The 14,245-nt window shown below is 70.4% G+C and carries 18 protein-coding genes; all 18 read left to right on the forward strand.

The features are described 5' to 3' along the window. The 18 genes from VGJ14_12220 (at position 1) to VGJ14_12305 (ending at position 14,217) form a co-directional block, all read left to right on the forward strand. A complete protein-coding gene (locus tag VGJ14_12220) occupies positions 1–237 on the forward strand; it encodes an RNA-binding protein (GenBank protein HEY2833183.1) in 237 nt (78 codons plus the stop codon). A 10-nt stretch (positions 238–247) separates the two neighbouring features. Next, positions 248–769, forward strand: a complete 522-nt coding sequence (rimM, locus tag VGJ14_12225; GenBank protein HEY2833184.1) for a ribosome maturation factor RimM — start codon at positions 248–250, stop codon at positions 767–769. A 65-nt stretch (positions 770–834) separates the two neighbouring features. After that, complete coding sequence (gene trmD, locus VGJ14_12230; GenBank protein HEY2833185.1) at positions 835–1,644, forward strand: tRNA (guanosine(37)-N1)-methyltransferase TrmD; 810 nt, start codon at positions 835–837, stop codon at positions 1,642–1,644. Between the two features lie 59 nt (positions 1,645–1,703). Further along, positions 1,704–2,063 carry a 50S ribosomal protein L19 gene (rplS, locus tag VGJ14_12235; GenBank protein HEY2833186.1) on the forward strand — a complete coding sequence of 120 codons (360 nt, stop codon included), beginning with the start codon at positions 1,704–1,706 and terminating at the stop codon, positions 2,061–2,063. A 77-nt stretch (positions 2,064–2,140) separates the two neighbouring features. Next, positions 2,141–3,004, forward strand: coding sequence for a signal peptidase I (gene lepB / locus VGJ14_12240; protein HEY2833187.1), 864 nt, complete (start codon positions 2,141–2,143; stop codon positions 3,002–3,004). Beyond that, complete coding sequence (gene lepB, locus VGJ14_12245; GenBank protein HEY2833188.1) at positions 2,997–3,923, forward strand: signal peptidase I; 927 nt, start codon at positions 2,997–2,999, stop codon at positions 3,921–3,923. The genes lepB (VGJ14_12240) and lepB (VGJ14_12245) overlap by 8 nt, the downstream gene beginning before the upstream one ends. Positions 3,924–3,926: 3 nt before the next feature. Beyond that, positions 3,927–4,619: a ribonuclease HII gene (locus VGJ14_12250; GenBank protein ID HEY2833189.1), complete on the forward strand. Its 693-nt coding sequence runs from the start codon at positions 3,927–3,929 to the stop codon at positions 4,617–4,619. Positions 4,620–4,709: 90 nt separating this feature from the next. Continuing rightward, entirely contained in the window at positions 4,710–5,018 is a 309-nt protein-coding gene (locus tag VGJ14_12255) for a DUF2469 domain-containing protein (protein ID HEY2833190.1), read from the forward strand. A 78-nt stretch (positions 5,019–5,096) separates the two neighbouring features. Next, on the forward strand, positions 5,097–5,459 hold the full coding sequence (locus VGJ14_12260) for a YraN family protein (protein HEY2833191.1): 363 nt from the start codon (positions 5,097–5,099) through the stop codon (positions 5,457–5,459). Between the two features lie 16 nt (positions 5,460–5,475). Next, positions 5,476–7,020, forward strand: coding sequence for a YifB family Mg chelatase-like AAA ATPase (locus VGJ14_12265; protein HEY2833192.1), 1,545 nt, complete (start codon positions 5,476–5,478; stop codon positions 7,018–7,020). Next, positions 7,017–8,129 (forward strand): DNA-processing protein DprA, encoded by a 1,113-nt coding sequence (dprA, locus tag VGJ14_12270; protein ID HEY2833193.1) that lies wholly within the window; start codon positions 7,017–7,019, stop codon positions 8,127–8,129. The genes VGJ14_12265 and dprA overlap by 4 nt, the downstream gene beginning before the upstream one ends. A gap of 78 nt (positions 8,130–8,207) precedes the next feature. Next, the gene (locus tag VGJ14_12275; GenBank protein HEY2833194.1) at positions 8,208–9,158 is read left to right on the forward strand and encodes a tyrosine recombinase XerC; all 951 of its coding nucleotides are present in this window, start codon (positions 8,208–8,210) and stop codon (positions 9,156–9,158) included. Then, positions 9,151–9,912: a FliA/WhiG family RNA polymerase sigma factor gene (locus VGJ14_12280; GenBank protein ID HEY2833195.1), complete on the forward strand. Its 762-nt coding sequence runs from the start codon at positions 9,151–9,153 to the stop codon at positions 9,910–9,912. The genes VGJ14_12275 and VGJ14_12280 overlap by 8 nt, the downstream gene beginning before the upstream one ends. A 177-nt stretch (positions 9,913–10,089) precedes the next feature. Beyond that, positions 10,090–11,070 (forward strand): 30S ribosomal protein S2, encoded by a 981-nt coding sequence (rpsB, locus tag VGJ14_12285; protein ID HEY2833196.1) that lies wholly within the window; start codon positions 10,090–10,092, stop codon positions 11,068–11,070. A 94-nt stretch (positions 11,071–11,164) separates the two neighbouring features. Then, positions 11,165–11,986 carry a translation elongation factor Ts gene (gene tsf, locus VGJ14_12290; GenBank protein ID HEY2833197.1) on the forward strand — a complete coding sequence of 274 codons (822 nt, stop codon included), beginning with the start codon at positions 11,165–11,167 and terminating at the stop codon, positions 11,984–11,986. A gap of 99 nt (positions 11,987–12,085) precedes the next feature. Continuing rightward, complete coding sequence (gene pyrH / locus VGJ14_12295; protein HEY2833198.1) at positions 12,086–12,787, forward strand: UMP kinase; 702 nt, start codon at positions 12,086–12,088, stop codon at positions 12,785–12,787. Between the two features lie 8 nt (positions 12,788–12,795). Next, positions 12,796–13,353, forward strand: a complete 558-nt coding sequence (gene frr, locus VGJ14_12300; GenBank protein HEY2833199.1) for a ribosome recycling factor — start codon at positions 12,796–12,798, stop codon at positions 13,351–13,353. 21 nt (positions 13,354–13,374) lie between these two features. Beyond that, positions 13,375–14,217 carry a phosphatidate cytidylyltransferase gene (locus VGJ14_12305; protein ID HEY2833200.1) on the forward strand — a complete coding sequence of 281 codons (843 nt, stop codon included), beginning with the start codon at positions 13,375–13,377 and terminating at the stop codon, positions 14,215–14,217. Positions 14,218–14,245: the final 28 nt, after the last annotated feature.

Genomic DNA, 14,245 nt, shown 5'->3' on the forward strand with positions numbered 1-14,245 from the left:
ATGTTGGAGGAAGCCCTCGAGCACCTGGTGCGCGGAATCGTCGAGCACCCGGATGAGGTCCGGGTGCGCGAACGCAACCAGCGCAACGGCAAGGTGCTCGAGGTCCGCGTCCACCCCGACGACCTCGGCAAGGTGATCGGCCGCGCGGGCCGCACCGCCACCGCGCTACGCACCGTGGTCAGCGCCCTGGGCGGCCGCAGCGTCAGAGTCGACCTGGTCGATCAGCACGGTCGCTGAGACCACGCTGGTGGAGCTCGTGGTCGGGCGCATCGGGCGTCCGCACGGCGTGCGCGGCGAGGTCAGCATCGAGGTGCGCACCGACTCCCCGGAGCTGCGGTTCGTGCCGGGCGCGGTGTTGCGCACCGATCCGGCCGGCGTGGGTCCGGTGACGGTCGAATACACGCACTGGCACAGCGGTCGGCTGCTGCTCGCCCTGGCGGGAGTCGAGGACCGCAACCGCGCCGAGGAACTGCGCAACGTGCTGCTGCTCATCGATGTCGCCGAAAACGAACGTCCCGAGGACGACGAGGAGTACTACGACCACCAGTTGGTTGGGTTGGCGGCGCACACCGTGGCCGGCGAACCGATCGGCACGGTCACCGAGGTGCTGCACCTGCCGTCCCAGGACCTGCTGGTGGTCGGCCGGGACGACGGCCGCGAGGTGCTGGTGCCGTTCGTGTCCGCGATCGTGCCGGAGCTCGACCTGGCCGCCGGGGTGCTGCGCATCGACGCCCCGCCCGGTTTGCTCGACGACGCACCGGAGGAGTAGGGCATGCCTCCCAACCCCGCTACCGGCGCGACCGGCGTTCGGCGAGGATCAGGAGGCACGCCCTAGTGCGCGTCGACGTCGTCACGATCTTCCCGGACTACCTGGCGCCGCTGGAACTGTCGCTGGTCGGCAAGGCCCGCCGCGCCGGGCTGATCGACGTGCGCGTGCACGACCTGCGGGAGTGGACCTCGGACGTGCACCGCACCGTCGACGACACCCCGTACGGCGGCGGCGCGGGCATGGTCATGCGCCCGGAGCCGTGGGGGCAGGCGCTGGACAGCCTGCTCGCCGAAAGCCCGCCGGACGGGGTGACGCTGATCGTGCCGACCCCGGCCGGTTGCCCGTTCACCCAGGCCACCGCCGAGAACTGGGCCGCCCGGCCCTGGCTGGTGTTCGCCTGCGGGCGCTACGAGGGCATTGACGCCCGGGTAGCTGCTCAGGCCGCCAAGCGACCGGCGATCAACGCCGTCGAGGAGGTGTCCCTCGGCGACTACGTGCTGGCCGGCGGCGAGGTGGCCGCCCTGGTGATGGTGGAAGCGGTCGCCCGACTGCTGCCCGGCGTGCTCGGCAATCCCGGCTCACTGGACGAGGAATCGCACGCGGCCGGTCTGTTGGAGTACCCGGTGTGGACCAAGCCGCAGGAGTGGCGCGGGTGGGAAGTGCCCGAGGTGCTGCGCTCCGGCGATCATGCGGCGATCGCCCGCTGGCGCCGGAACGCGGCGCTGCGGCGCACCGCCACCAGCCGCCCGGATCTGCTGGCCAGGCTGTCCGTCGCCGACTGTGACGCCGCCGACTTGGTCACGCTGGGTGAGCTGGGATGGACGCCGGGCCCCAACGGCCGGTTTCACCCCGACCGGTCGGCTGTGGCAGACTGACCCCCGCTCCGGCTGTAGTTCCGGGCCCGTTCCCCCTGTGATGAGAGAGTGACTTCGCCATGCACACCCTCGACGATGTCGATGCCGCATATCTGCGTTCCGACATCCCGGCGTTTCGCCCCGGCGACACGCTGAAGGTTCACGTCCGGGTCGTGGAGGGCAACCGGTCCCGTATTCAGGTCTTCCAGGGTGTGGTGATCCGCCGCCAGGGCAGTGGGCTGCGCGAGACCTTCACCGTCCGCAAGGTCAGCTTCGGGGTCGGCGTGGAGCGCTCCTTCCCGGTGAACACCCCGTCGATCGACCGGATCGAGCTGCTCACCCGCGGCGACGTGCGCCGCGCGAAGCTCTACTACCTGCGTGACCTGCGCGGCAAAGCCGCCAAGATCAAGGAGAAGCGGGACGCGGCGCCGGCCCGCTGAGCACGCCCAACCGTCGTCACTCCCGCGGCGCTGCGCGGTCCGGTTCGACCGGACGCCGCGGCTAGGCTTGATCGCAAATGGACGGCGCCGCCGATAACCCCGCCGCCGACGCCCCGGCCGACGCGCCCGCGGGCGCCGACGTCGACCTCAACGCGGCCGACACCGACACTGCGGATGGGCCCGAGGACGACACGCCGGAGCGAGGGGCACATCGGTTGCTACCGCCGATTCAGTCGGGCCGTGCCGCCCGCCGCAGCACCCGCGCGCAGTTGCGTTCCAAGCGTCGTCGGCGCACGCGTCGGGTGCAGCTGATCGGCCTGGGGCTGACGGTGGCGCTGATGATCTGCGTACGGGCCTTCCTGTTCCAGGCCTACTTCATTCCTTCGCCGTCGATGGAGCAGACGTTGGACGTCGGCGATCGGGTGCTGGTCGACAAGTTGTCCTACGACATCGGTCATCCTCGGCGTGGTCAGATCGTGGTTTTCAACGGGGCCAACAGTTTCGAGGCGGAGGGACATCACCACGGCGGGTTCTTCGGACCGCTCTGGTCACTGTTCGGGGCGACAGCCAATGAGGACGACTTCATCAAACGGGTGATAGGGATACCGGGTGACCACGTCCAATGTTGTGATGCCACGGGGCATCTGCAGGTGAACGACATCTCACTGACCGAGCCGTACCTCTATCCGGGTGATGTTCCGTCCGGAGAACGCTTCGATGTGGTGGTTCCTCCCGGTCGGCTGTGGGTGATGGGGGACCACCGAAGTCGATCGGCGGACTCACGTGCCCACTTGGGGGACCCGGGCGGCGGTACTGTTCCGATAGACAAAGTGGTGGGGCGTGCTGTTGCGATCGTGTGGCCGTGGAGCCACGCGGGTCGGTTGCGGATCCCGGACAGTTTCGAGGGGCTGACGAAGAATGGACGTGCCACCGGTGACTGAACCGGTTGAGCCGGAGCCGCACGAGCCGATGGAGTCACTACCTCCGCGGCCGCTGCAGCGCCGTACCGTCCGTCGAGAGGAAGAGTTGCCCCCGGAGATCCCGCCCGCCGAGCGCAACGAGATCGGGCGCTCGTCCAGCCTGCTGCGCGAACTGCCGATCCTGGTGTTCGTCGCGCTCGCGCTGGCCCTGCTGATCAAGACCTTTTTGGTGCAGGCCTTCTTCATCCCGTCGGACTCCATGCAGAACACGCTGCTGGAGGGTGACCGGGTGCTGGTCAACAAGTTCTCCTCGCACTTCGGCAACCCGAAGCGTGGCGAGGTCATCGTGTTCCGCGACCCCGGCACCTGGCTGGGTGAGGACCGCCCGCAGCGCACCGGCAACCCGGTGCTGCGCAGCTTCAAGGACGTGTTCGTGTTCGTCGGCCTGCTGCCCTCGGACAACGAGAAGGACCTGATCAAGCGGGTCGTCGGCGTGCCCGGCGACCGCGTCGCCTGCTGCACCAACGGCAAGGTCACTGTCAACGGCATCCCGTTGGACGAGCCCTACCTGTACCGCGACCCGGTCACCGGCAAGCAGAACGCTCCCTCCGAGCGATCATTCAGCGTCACCGTGCCGCCGAACCGGCTGTGGGTGATGGGCGACCACCGCGAGGTCTCCGCGGACTCCCGGTTGCACATGAACGAGCCGGGCAACGGCACCATCGCCGAGGACCGGGTGGTGGGTCGCGCGTTCGTGCTGGTCTGGCCGCTGTCGCGGTGGTCCACGTTGCCGGTGCCGGCCACCTTCAAGCGCAAGGAACTCGACGGCGCCGCGCTGGCCACGTCGGCGCTCGGCGTGGGCGCACTGCTGCCGGTGGCGTTGATCCGGCGACGGCGCGGCTCGCGGCGGCCGGAGGACCTGCCCGACCTCGCCGTCTGAGCAATGCGACCGCGTCGTCTGACCGTCCGCGCGGACGGTGACCTCTATGGATACGAGCGCGCCCTGGCCCGCAGCGGCCTGGCGCCGGTGGCCGGTGCCGATGAGGCCGGCCGCGGCGCCTGCGCCGGGCCGCTGGTGGCCGCCGCGGTGATTTTGGCGCCGGGCAAGCGGGGCGAGATTCCCGGCCTGGCCGACTCCAAACTGCTCACTCCGGCCGCGCGCGAGGTTGTGTACGCGCAGGTGATGAAGCGGGCGCTGGCGGTGGGCACGGTGATCGTGCCGCCGGGTGAGATCGACCGGGTGGGCCTGCACCGCAGCAACATCGCCGCGTTGCGCCGGGCACTTGTCCGGCTGACCATCCCCGCCTCGTACGTGCTCACCGACGGCTTCGCGGTCAGCGGGTTGGGCGTGCCGGGGCTCGCCGTGTGGAAGGGCGACCAGGTGGCCGGGTGCATCGCGGCGGCCTCGGTCGTTGCCAAGGTGACCAGGGATCGACTGATGTGCGCCTTGGACGTCGAGCACCCGGACTACGGGTTCGCGGCGCACAAGGGATACATCACCCCCGAGCACACCGCCGCGTTGGCGCAGCATGGACCCTGCGCGCACCATCGGTTCTCCTACGTCAACGTGGCGGCGGTGGCCGGGCGCACGGTAGTGGGCGTGCTCGGGGAGAATGTGGGCACGGAGCCGGAGTGAGGGGCGGGGGATGAGCGAGCGCAGCGAGCTCATCAATCAGCACAGGGGAAACGTGGTTCCCCAGCCGCACGAGCGCGGGGAGGTACGCCGATGAGCGCCGAGGATCTCGAGAAGTACGAGACCGAGATGGAGCTCCAGCTTTACAAGGAGTACCGCGACGTCGTCGGCCTGTTCGCCTACGTGGTGGAGACCGAGCGACGGTTCTACCTGACCAACAACGTGGACCTGCAGGTGCGCTCGGAGGCCGGGGAGACCTACTTCGAGGTGACCATGACTGATGCCTGGGTGTGGGACATGTACCGCCCGGCGCGGTTCGTGAAGAACGTCAAGGTGGTCACCTTCAAGGACGTCAACGTCGAGGAGCTGACCAAATCGGATCTGAAGCTCCCGGAGAACTGAGCCGCTTGTCCACAGGGCGCGGATAACCCTGCGCCGCACCCCCGTCCCCGAGCAGGCTGCGCGGCGGAGGTGGTGGCCGTGCGGGCCAAGGACGAGTTGGGCAGGTACGGGGAACAGCTCGCCGCGAAGTACCTGACCGAGGCCGGTTTCCAGGTGCTGGGGCGTAACTGGCGCTGTCCGGCGGGGGAGATCGACCTGATCGCCCGGGAGGGCTCGGTGTTGGTCGTGTGCGAGGTGAAGACCCGTCGCGACGACACCTACGGTGGCCCGTTCGCGGCGGTCACCGCGGCCAAGCTGGGTCGCCTGCGCCGGTTGGCCGCCAGTTGGTTGGCCGAACACGACGAGGCATCCGGGGCCGCCGAGGTGCGGGTGGACGTGATCGGGGTGTGGGCCGGGCGGGCGGGCGGCATCCGGGTCGAGCACCTGCGCGGTGTCCTGTGATGGGCAGGGTCCGCTGATGGGGCTCGGGCGCAGTTGGTCGGTGGCGCTGACCGGGGTCACCGGGCGGTTGGTGTCCGTGGAGGCCGACGTCGGCAACGGGTTGCCGTCGTTCGCGTTGATCGGGCTGCCGGACACCGCGCTGTCCGAGGCCCGGGAGCGCGTGCGGGCCGCGGTGACGAACAGCGAAGAGAACTGGCCCAAGCAGAAAATCACCGTGTCCATGTCCCCGGCCGATCTGCGCAAATCCGGGGCGGGCTTCGATCTGGTGCTGGCGCTGGTGGTGTTGGCGGCCGCCGCGCGGGTGCCGCAGGAGGCGCTGGCCGACCTGGCGGTGCTGGGCGAGCTCGGGCTGGACGGATCGGTGCGCGGACTGCGCGGCGTGCTGCCCGCGGTGGCCACGGCGTCCCGCGCCGGGTTGGGCCGGGTGCTGGTGCCGCGGACGAACGCGACCGAGGCGGCCCTCGTCCCCGACGTCGAGGTGCTCGCGGTGTCCTCGCTGCGCGAGGCGTTGGCGTTGCTGCGCGGCGAAGAGGTGCCCGAGCAACTCCAGCTGGAGGTGCCGACCCGGCGCCCGGACGCGCGGCGGCCGCAGCTGGATCTGGCCGAGGTGCGCGGCCAATTGGAGGCACGCCGGGCGCTGGAGGTGGCCGCGGCGGGCGGCCATCACGTGTTCCTGCACGGCAGCCCCGGTGTCGGCAAGACCATGTTGGCCGAGCGGCTGTCCGGGCTGCTGCCCCCGCTGACCCGGCGGGATGCCCTGGCGGTCACCGAGATTCACTCGGTGGCGGGTTTGTTGCCCGCCGACGTCCCGCTGATCAGCAGCCCGCCCTACCTCCAGCCCCATCATTCGGCGACCCAGGCCGCGATCGTCGGCGGCGGGTCGCGGGAGATTCGACCGGGCGCCATCTCGTTGGCACACCGGGGGGTGCTGTTCCTGGACGAGGCCACGGAGTTCCGCGGCGGGGTGCTGGACAGCCTGCGTGGGCCGATGGAGAGCGGTGAGGTGGTGATCTTCCGCTCCGGGCTGACCGCCTGTTTCCCTGCCGACTTCCTGCTGGTGCTGGCCGCGAACCCGTGCCCGTGTGGGCGCGCCGGCCTCGGCGCCGGGGCGGCCTGCACCTGCAGCTCGATCGTGCGCCGTCGCTACCTGGGACGGCTGTCCCGGCCGTTGCTGGACCGGGTCGACATCCAGGTGATGGTGGATCGGCCCAGTCGTGCCGAACTATTGGCCGGTAGCGATGGGGAGAGCACCGCGGTCGTGGCGGACCGGGTCAGGTTGGCCCGGGCACGCAGCGCGCACCGACTGGCCGGCACGCCGTGGACCTTGAACGCGCACCTGCCCAGCCGGCTGCTGCGCGCACGACTGCGCACCGAGGAGCCGGCCACCCGGATCGTGGAGGCGGCGCTGGACCGCGGCACGTTGACCGCCCGCGGTCTGGATCGGGTGCTGCGGGTGGCCTGGACGTTGGCGGATCTGGCCGGCCGGGATCGACCGGGGGTGGACGAGTTGGGTGCGGCGTTGGCGCTGCGCGCCGGGTGGCAATCGGGGTGGGCGGCATGAACTCCGAACAACGAGCGGCGCGGGCGTTGCTCGCCCGGATCGCCGAACCCGCCGAGCCACGGTTGGGGGTACTGCTCGACGCCCTGGGCGCGGTCGAGGTGGTGGCCGCGATCCGCGCCGGTCGTACCGAGATCCCGGGTGCGGCGGCCATGCGGGTACGACTGGCCGGACTGGACGGCCACGCCGAACTGGAAGCGGGAACCCGGCGCGGGCTGCGCTGGATCTGTCCCGGCGAACCGGAGTGGCCCGGCGGGCTGGACGACCTCGGACCGGGCCGGCCATTCGGATTGTGGCTGCTCGGCGGCGTCGGCCTGGCCGAGCACCTGGGAAACTCCGTCGCGATGGTGGGGTCACGGGCGGCCACGCCGTACGGGACCCACGTGGCCGGTGAGTTCGGGGCGACGCTGGCCGAGTCCGGCTGGGCCGTGGTGTCCGGCGGCGCCTTCGGCATCGACGTGGCAGCTCACCGCGGCGCGCTGGCTGTCGGCGGGGCCACCGTCGCGGTGCTGGCCGGTGGTGTGGACGTGCCCTATCCCGGCGCGCACGCGGCGCTGCTGGAGCGCATCGCGGCGGAGGGAGCGGTGCTGTCGGAGGCCGCGCCCGGCGCTGCGCCGGCGCGACGGCGCTTCCTCACCCGCAACCGGATCATCGCGGCGTTGACCCGGGGCACGGTGGTGGTGGAGGCGGCCGTGCGCAGCGGCGCGGCCACCACCGCCCGATGGGCCGATGAGCTGGGGCGAACGCTGATGGTGGTGCCCGGCCCGATCACCTCGGCGATGTCCGCGGGCAGCAATGAACTGCTGCGGTCGCGACACGCGATCCCGATCACCCGGCCCGCTGAGGTCATCGAGGCCATCGGACGCCTCGGCGTCGACCTGGCCCCGCCGCGTGCATCCGAACTCCGCCCGCGCGACGAATTGCCCGATCGGCTGCTCGAGGTGCTCGAGGCGCTGCCCGCCCGCGGATGCGCCAGCGCCGATCGGGTGGCCCGTGAGTGCGGCGTGCCGGACGCGTTGCCCGCGCTGGGCGAACTGGCCGCACTGGCCCTCGCGGAGCGGGTGGACGGCGGTTGGCGGCTGGCCCGACAAGCGCGGAACGCCCGACATTGAGTGCACTGACGCAACATCAGTCACTCCTGCAACGTGTCGGTGCTTGCATCTGCGGGCGCCGGCCGAGACCTTGCTGGCATGGGGCAGGGGGTGGCATCGGTTGACGCGCCGACGGGCGGCGCCGTTCTGCCGGCTGCGCTGACCGAGGCACTGGCCGCCTTCGAGGTGCATCTGCGCGCCGAGCGCGGCATGTCGCCGCACACCGTCCGCGCCTACCTCGGGGACGTCACCCGGCTGCTGCGGCACGCGGCCCGCAGCGGGGTCACCTCGCCCGATGGCTTGACCCTGCCGGTGCTGCGTCGCTGGCTGGCCGCCGAGCGCACCACCCGGCACGCCGACGCCACCATCGCCCGGCGGGCCGCCGCCACCCGCACGTTCACCGAGCACGCGGCGCGCACCGGGCTCGCCCGGCTGGACGCCGGCGCCGGGCTGGTCAGCCCGCGGGTTAGGCACAAACTGCCCGGCGTGCTGACCCGCGACCAGGCCGCCGCGCTGGTGGAGGTGCCCGCGGAGCACGACGGCCCGATCGGGCTACGCGACCGCGCGGTGCTGGAACTGCTCTACGCCACCGGGTTGCGGGTCGGGGAACTCGTGGGGCTCGACATCGATGATCTGGACCTCGACCGTCGGGTGCTGCGGGCCATGGGCAAGGGCGCCAAGCAGCGCACCGTCCCGTTCGGCGAACCCGCCCGAGCCGCCGTGCTGACCTGGTTGATCGATGCCCGCCCGGCGCTGGCCCGCCCGGACAGCGGGCCCGCGGTGTTCCTGGGCGCGCGCGGCGGGCGGCTGGGTCAACGCGCGGTGCGCGACCTGGTCGGCGCGCACCTGCGGCAGGTACCCCGGGCCCCGGTGCTGGGTCCACACGGGCTGCGGCACAGCGCGGCCACCCACCTGCTGGAGGGCGGGGCCGACCTGCGCAGCGTGCAGGAACTGCTCGGCCACGCCACGCTGACCTCAACCCAGCTCTACACCCACGTGTCGGTGGAGCGGCTGCGGGCCTCGTTCGAATCGGCGCATCCCCGTGCCTGAGCCGATCGAGACCCTGTGGTCGCACTACAAGGACTCCGGTGCGGAGGACCTGCGGGAACGGCTGATCCTGCACTACTCCCCGTTGGTCAAGTTCGTTGCGGGGCGCGTCGCGGCGGGGCTGCCGCGCACCGTGGACCCCGCGGACTGCATCTCGTTCGGCATGTTCGGCCTCATCGATGCGGTGGCCAAGTTCGACCCGACCCGCGGCATCCGCTTCGAGCCGTATGCGATCGGGCGCATCCGCGGCGCGATCCTCGACGAACTGCGTGCGCTGGACTGGATCCCCCGCTCGATCCGGGCCAAGGCCCGCGCGCTGGAGCGTGCCTACGCCGCCGTCGAGACCCGCCTGGGCCGTACCCCGACCGAGCCCGAACTGGCCGGCGAGCTCGGTATCGCCACCTCCGAGCTGCACCAGCTGTTCGGGCAGGTGTCCACGCTCAACGTGTTGGCGCTGGACGAGCTGCTCGGTGCGGTGGATGACACCCCCGGCGCGCCGAACCTGGGCGACACCCTGCACGACCCGGGCACCCCGGACCCGGCTGCCGTCTTCGAGTCGCTGGAGACCCGACAGTTGCTCGCCGATGCGGTGAGCGCGCTGGCGCAGCGCGAACAAATGCTGGTCCGGCTGTACTACTTCGAGGGCTTCACGTTGGCCGAGATCGGCAAGGTGCTCGGCGTGACGGAGAGCCGGGTCAGTCAGATGCACTCCAAGGCCGTCCTGGCCCTGCGAACCCGTCTCGCCGCCATGTCATAGGATGCCTGCGGCGGCCCGGATCACCGGGTCGTACTTCGCACGCCCCCCGGCGCCCGACGAGTTCGGGTCTCCGGTGTGCACGCTCTCGGTCGGTCATTCCGGTGACCGGACGGCGCGCCCGGGGCGTCAGGGCGGCGGCCGACCGGTCGCCGCGACAACCGAGAAGAGAGAACACCCATGGCCGTCGTCACGATGCGCCAGCTGCTCGAAAGCGGTGTCCACTTCGGACACCAGACGCGCCGCTGGAACCCGAAGATGAAGCGCTACATCTTCACCGAGCGCAATGGCATCTACATCATCGATCTGCAGCAGTCGCTGTCCTACATCGACCGCGCGTTCGAATTCGTCAAGGCCACCGTCGCGCACGGCGGCTCGGTGATGTTTGTGGGCACCAAGAAGCAGGCCCAGGAGGCCATCGCCGAGCAGGCGACCCGGGTCGGCATGCCCTACGTGAACCAGCGCTGGCTGGGCGGCATGCTCACCAACTTCTCCACCGTCTACAAGCGGCTGCAGCGGCTCAAGGAACTGGAGCTGCTCGACTATGACGACGTCCCCGGTTCGGGCATGACCAAGAAGGAACTGCTCGGTCTGCAGCGCGAGAAGGAGAAGCTGGAGAAGACTCTGGGCGGTATCCGGGAGATGTCCCGGGTGCCCAGCGCGGTGTGGATCGTGGACACCAAGAAGGAGCACATCGCCGTCGGTGAGGCCCGGAAGCTGAACATTCCCGTGGTCGCGATCCTGGACACCAACTGCGACCCCGACGAGGTCGACTACAAGATCCCCGGCAACGACGACGCCATCCGCTCGATCAGCCTGCTCACCCGGGTGGTCGCAGACGCCGTGGCCGAAGGTCTGATGGCGCGTTCCGGTGCCGCCCGCGGGGATGAGAAGCCATCCGGGCAGGTCGCCACCGACGAGCCGCTGGCCGAGTGGGAGCGCGAGTTGCTCGTCACCGCCGACGTGACTGCGGATGCGACCACCGGTGCGGAGTCGGCTGCCTCCCCGCCGCCGGTCGAGCCTGCCGCCGAGGCTGCGCCGGAGCCTGCCGCCGAGGCTGCGCCGGAGCCCGCCGCCGAGGCTGCGCCGGAGCCCGCCGCCGAAGCCGCGCCGGAGCCTGCCGCCGAAGCTGCGCCCGAGCCCTCCGCCGACCAGGCCTGAGCACGTCGGTGGTGCGGCCCGATCGGGTCGCACCACCGCAGCGCGCGCTGACGCACAGACTGCGCCCACCCACGAGGAATGGACGAGAAGGATCATGGCCGATTTCACCGCGGCAGACGTCAAGAAGCTCCGGGAGCTGACCGGCGCCGGAATGATGGACTGCAAGAAGGCGCTGGAGGAGACGAACGGCGACCTCGAAGGCGCCGTCGACCACCTGCGCACCAAGGGTGCCGCCAAGGCCGCCAAGCGCAGCGCCGAGCGCACCGCGAACGCCGGCCTCATCGCCGCCTCGGGCAACGCTCTGATCGAGCTGAACTCCGAGACGGACTTCGTCGCGAAGAACGAGCAGTTCCAGGTGCTCGCTGACGAGATCGTGGCGCAGGCCGATTCGGCCGGCATTGGCGACCGCGAGGCGCTGCTCGCGGCGACCCTCGCGAGCGGCAAGACCGTGCGGGAGGCCATAGACGCCGCCAGCGCGGTCATCGGCGAGAAGCTCGACCTCGGTCGGGTGGCGCGCTTCGACGGGCAGGTCGAGATCTATCTGCACCGCAAGAGCAAGGACCTGCCGCCGGCCGTCGGCGTGATCGTCTCCTACGACGGGTCGGACGCCACCGCCGCCCGCGGTGCCGCCCTGCAGATCGCTTCGATGAAGCCCCTCTACGTGACCCGGGATGAGGTCCCGGCCGAGACCGTGGAGCACGAGCGGAAGATCGCCGAGGCCACCTCCCGCGAGGAGGGCAAGCCCGAGGCCGCGCTGCCGAAGATCATCGAGGGTCGAGTGCAGGGCTTCTACAAGGACGTCGTGCTGCTCGAGCAGAATTCGGTGCAGGACAACAAGAAGTCGGTGAAGGCGGTCCTCGACGAGGCCGGCGTGACCGTCAAGGCCTTCGCGCGGCTCTCGGTCGGCGGGGCCTGACCACCGCGCCCGCACCGCTGAGCACGCATGGGCAACTAAGCAGGAGGGACGACCCGGGTGGACACGCCAGGTACCGGACCGGGCGTGTATCGCCGGGTCATGCTCAAGCTGTCCGGTGAGGTGCTCGCCGGGCCCAAGGGCATTGGCGTGGATCCGACGGTGGTCCAGCTGATTGCCCGTCAGGTTGCAGACGTAGCCCGGGAAACCGGGGTGCAGATCGCGTTGGTGATCGGCGGCGGCAACTACTTCCGGGGCAAGGAACTCTCCGAGGCCGGCATGGACCGCGGCCGCGCGGACTACATGGGCATGCTCGGCACCGTGATGAATTGCCTGGCCATGCAGGACTTCATTGAGAAGCAGGGCGTGGAGACGCGGGTGCAGACCGCGATCACCATGGGCCAGGTCGCCGAGCCGTACATCCCGCGCCGCGCGGTGCGCCACCTGGAGAAGGGCCGCATCGTGATCTTCGGTGCCGGTTTGGGCCAGCCTTTCTTCTCCACCGACACCACCGCTGCGCAACGCGCGTTGGAGGTCGGAGCCCAGGCCGTGCTGATGGGCAAGCAGGGCGTGGACGGCGTGTACGACGCGGACCCCAAGACCAACCCCAACGCGGTGCGCTTCGACTCGTTGACGTACTCGGAGTTCCTCGCCCGCGGGCTGAAAGTGGCCGATGCCACGGCGATCAGTCTGTGCCGGGACAACGCCCTGCCGATCGTGGTGTTCGACCTGCTCACCGAGGGCAACATCGGCCGGGCCGTGCGCGGTGAGAAGATCGGCACCGTCATCGGCGCCGAGATCTAGGAGAGGTCATGATCGACGACATCCTGCTCGAGGCCGAGGACAAGATGGAGAAGGCGGTCGAGGTCGGCAAGGAGGACTTCGCCGCGATCCGGACCGGCCGCGCGAACCCGGCCATGTTCTCCAAGATCATGGTCGATTACTACGGCAGTCCGACCCCGGTGAACCAGCTCGCCGGCTTCGCCACGCCCGAGGCGCGCATGGTGATCGTGACGCCATACGACAAAAGCGCACTGGGTGCCATCGAGCGTGCCATCCGCGATTCGGACCTAGGTGTGAACCCGGGCAACGACGGCTCGATCATCCGCGTCGCGCTGCCGCTGCTGACCGAGGAACGTCGCAAGGAGTACATCAAGGTCGCCCGGCACAAGGCCGAGGACGCCCGGGTGTCCATTCGCAACATCCGCCGGCACGCCATGGACCACCTGCACAAGTTGCAGAAGGACGGCGACGCCGGCGAGGACGAGGTGCGGCGCGCGGAGAAGCACTTGGAGGACGTCACCCACAAGCACGTCGCCGCGGTCGACGACATGCTCAAGCACAAGGAAGCCGAGCTGCTCGAGGTCTGACGAAACGACAGCGAGCTTGTGGTGACGGCAGCTTCGCCGGCCAAGAGTCCCGGTCGAGCCGGGCGCAATCTGCCCGCCGCGATCGGTGTCGGCGTCGGGCTGGGCGGCACCGTCATCGCGTGTCTCGTCATCTCCCGGGCCGCGTTCGTCGCGCTGGTGTCCATCGCGGTGCTCATAGCGGTGTGGGAGCTGACCTCCGCGATGGCCACCAAGAATGTGCGCGCCCCGCTGGTGCCGCTGGCCATCGGCTCGGTGGCGATGTTGGTCGCGGCCTACCAAGGCGGCACCGAGTCGCTGATGGTCGGGCTGGTACTCACCACGCTCGCGGTGGTCGGCTGGCGGTTGGTGGACGGCCCCGACGGGTTCGCCGCGGACATCACCGCGGGGGTGTTCACCGCGGTCTACGTGCCGTTCCTGGCCGGCTTCACGATCCTGATGAACGCCCCGCACGACGGGGCGCGGCGGGTGGCCACCTTCGTGATCGTGGTGGTCTGCAACGACGTCGGCGGCTACGCGGCGGGCGTGTTATTCGGCAAGCACCAGATGGCGCCGAAAATCAGCCCGAAGAAGTCCTGGGAGGGCATGGCGGGCTCGCTCATCGCGTGCGCGGCGGGCGGCGCGATCTGCGTGATCGTCATGATCGACGGCGGCTCGTGGTGGCAAGGCGCGCTACTGGGCCTGGCGTTATCCGTGGCGTCGACCGTCGGCGACCTCGGCGAATCCGTGCTCAAGCGCGACCTGGGCGTCAAGGACATGGGCACCCTGCTGCCCGGCCACGGCGGCATCATGGACCGCCTGGACTCGCTGCTGGTGGCCGCGCCCATCGCCTGGCTGTTGCTGGCCGCGATCGTCAACCCGCGCTGAACGCCGCCACTGTCATACGCGCAGCGTC

This window comes from Sporichthyaceae bacterium (assembly GCA_036493475.1).
Classification (GTDB): Bacteria; Actinomycetota; Actinomycetes; order Sporichthyales; family Sporichthyaceae; genus DASQPJ01.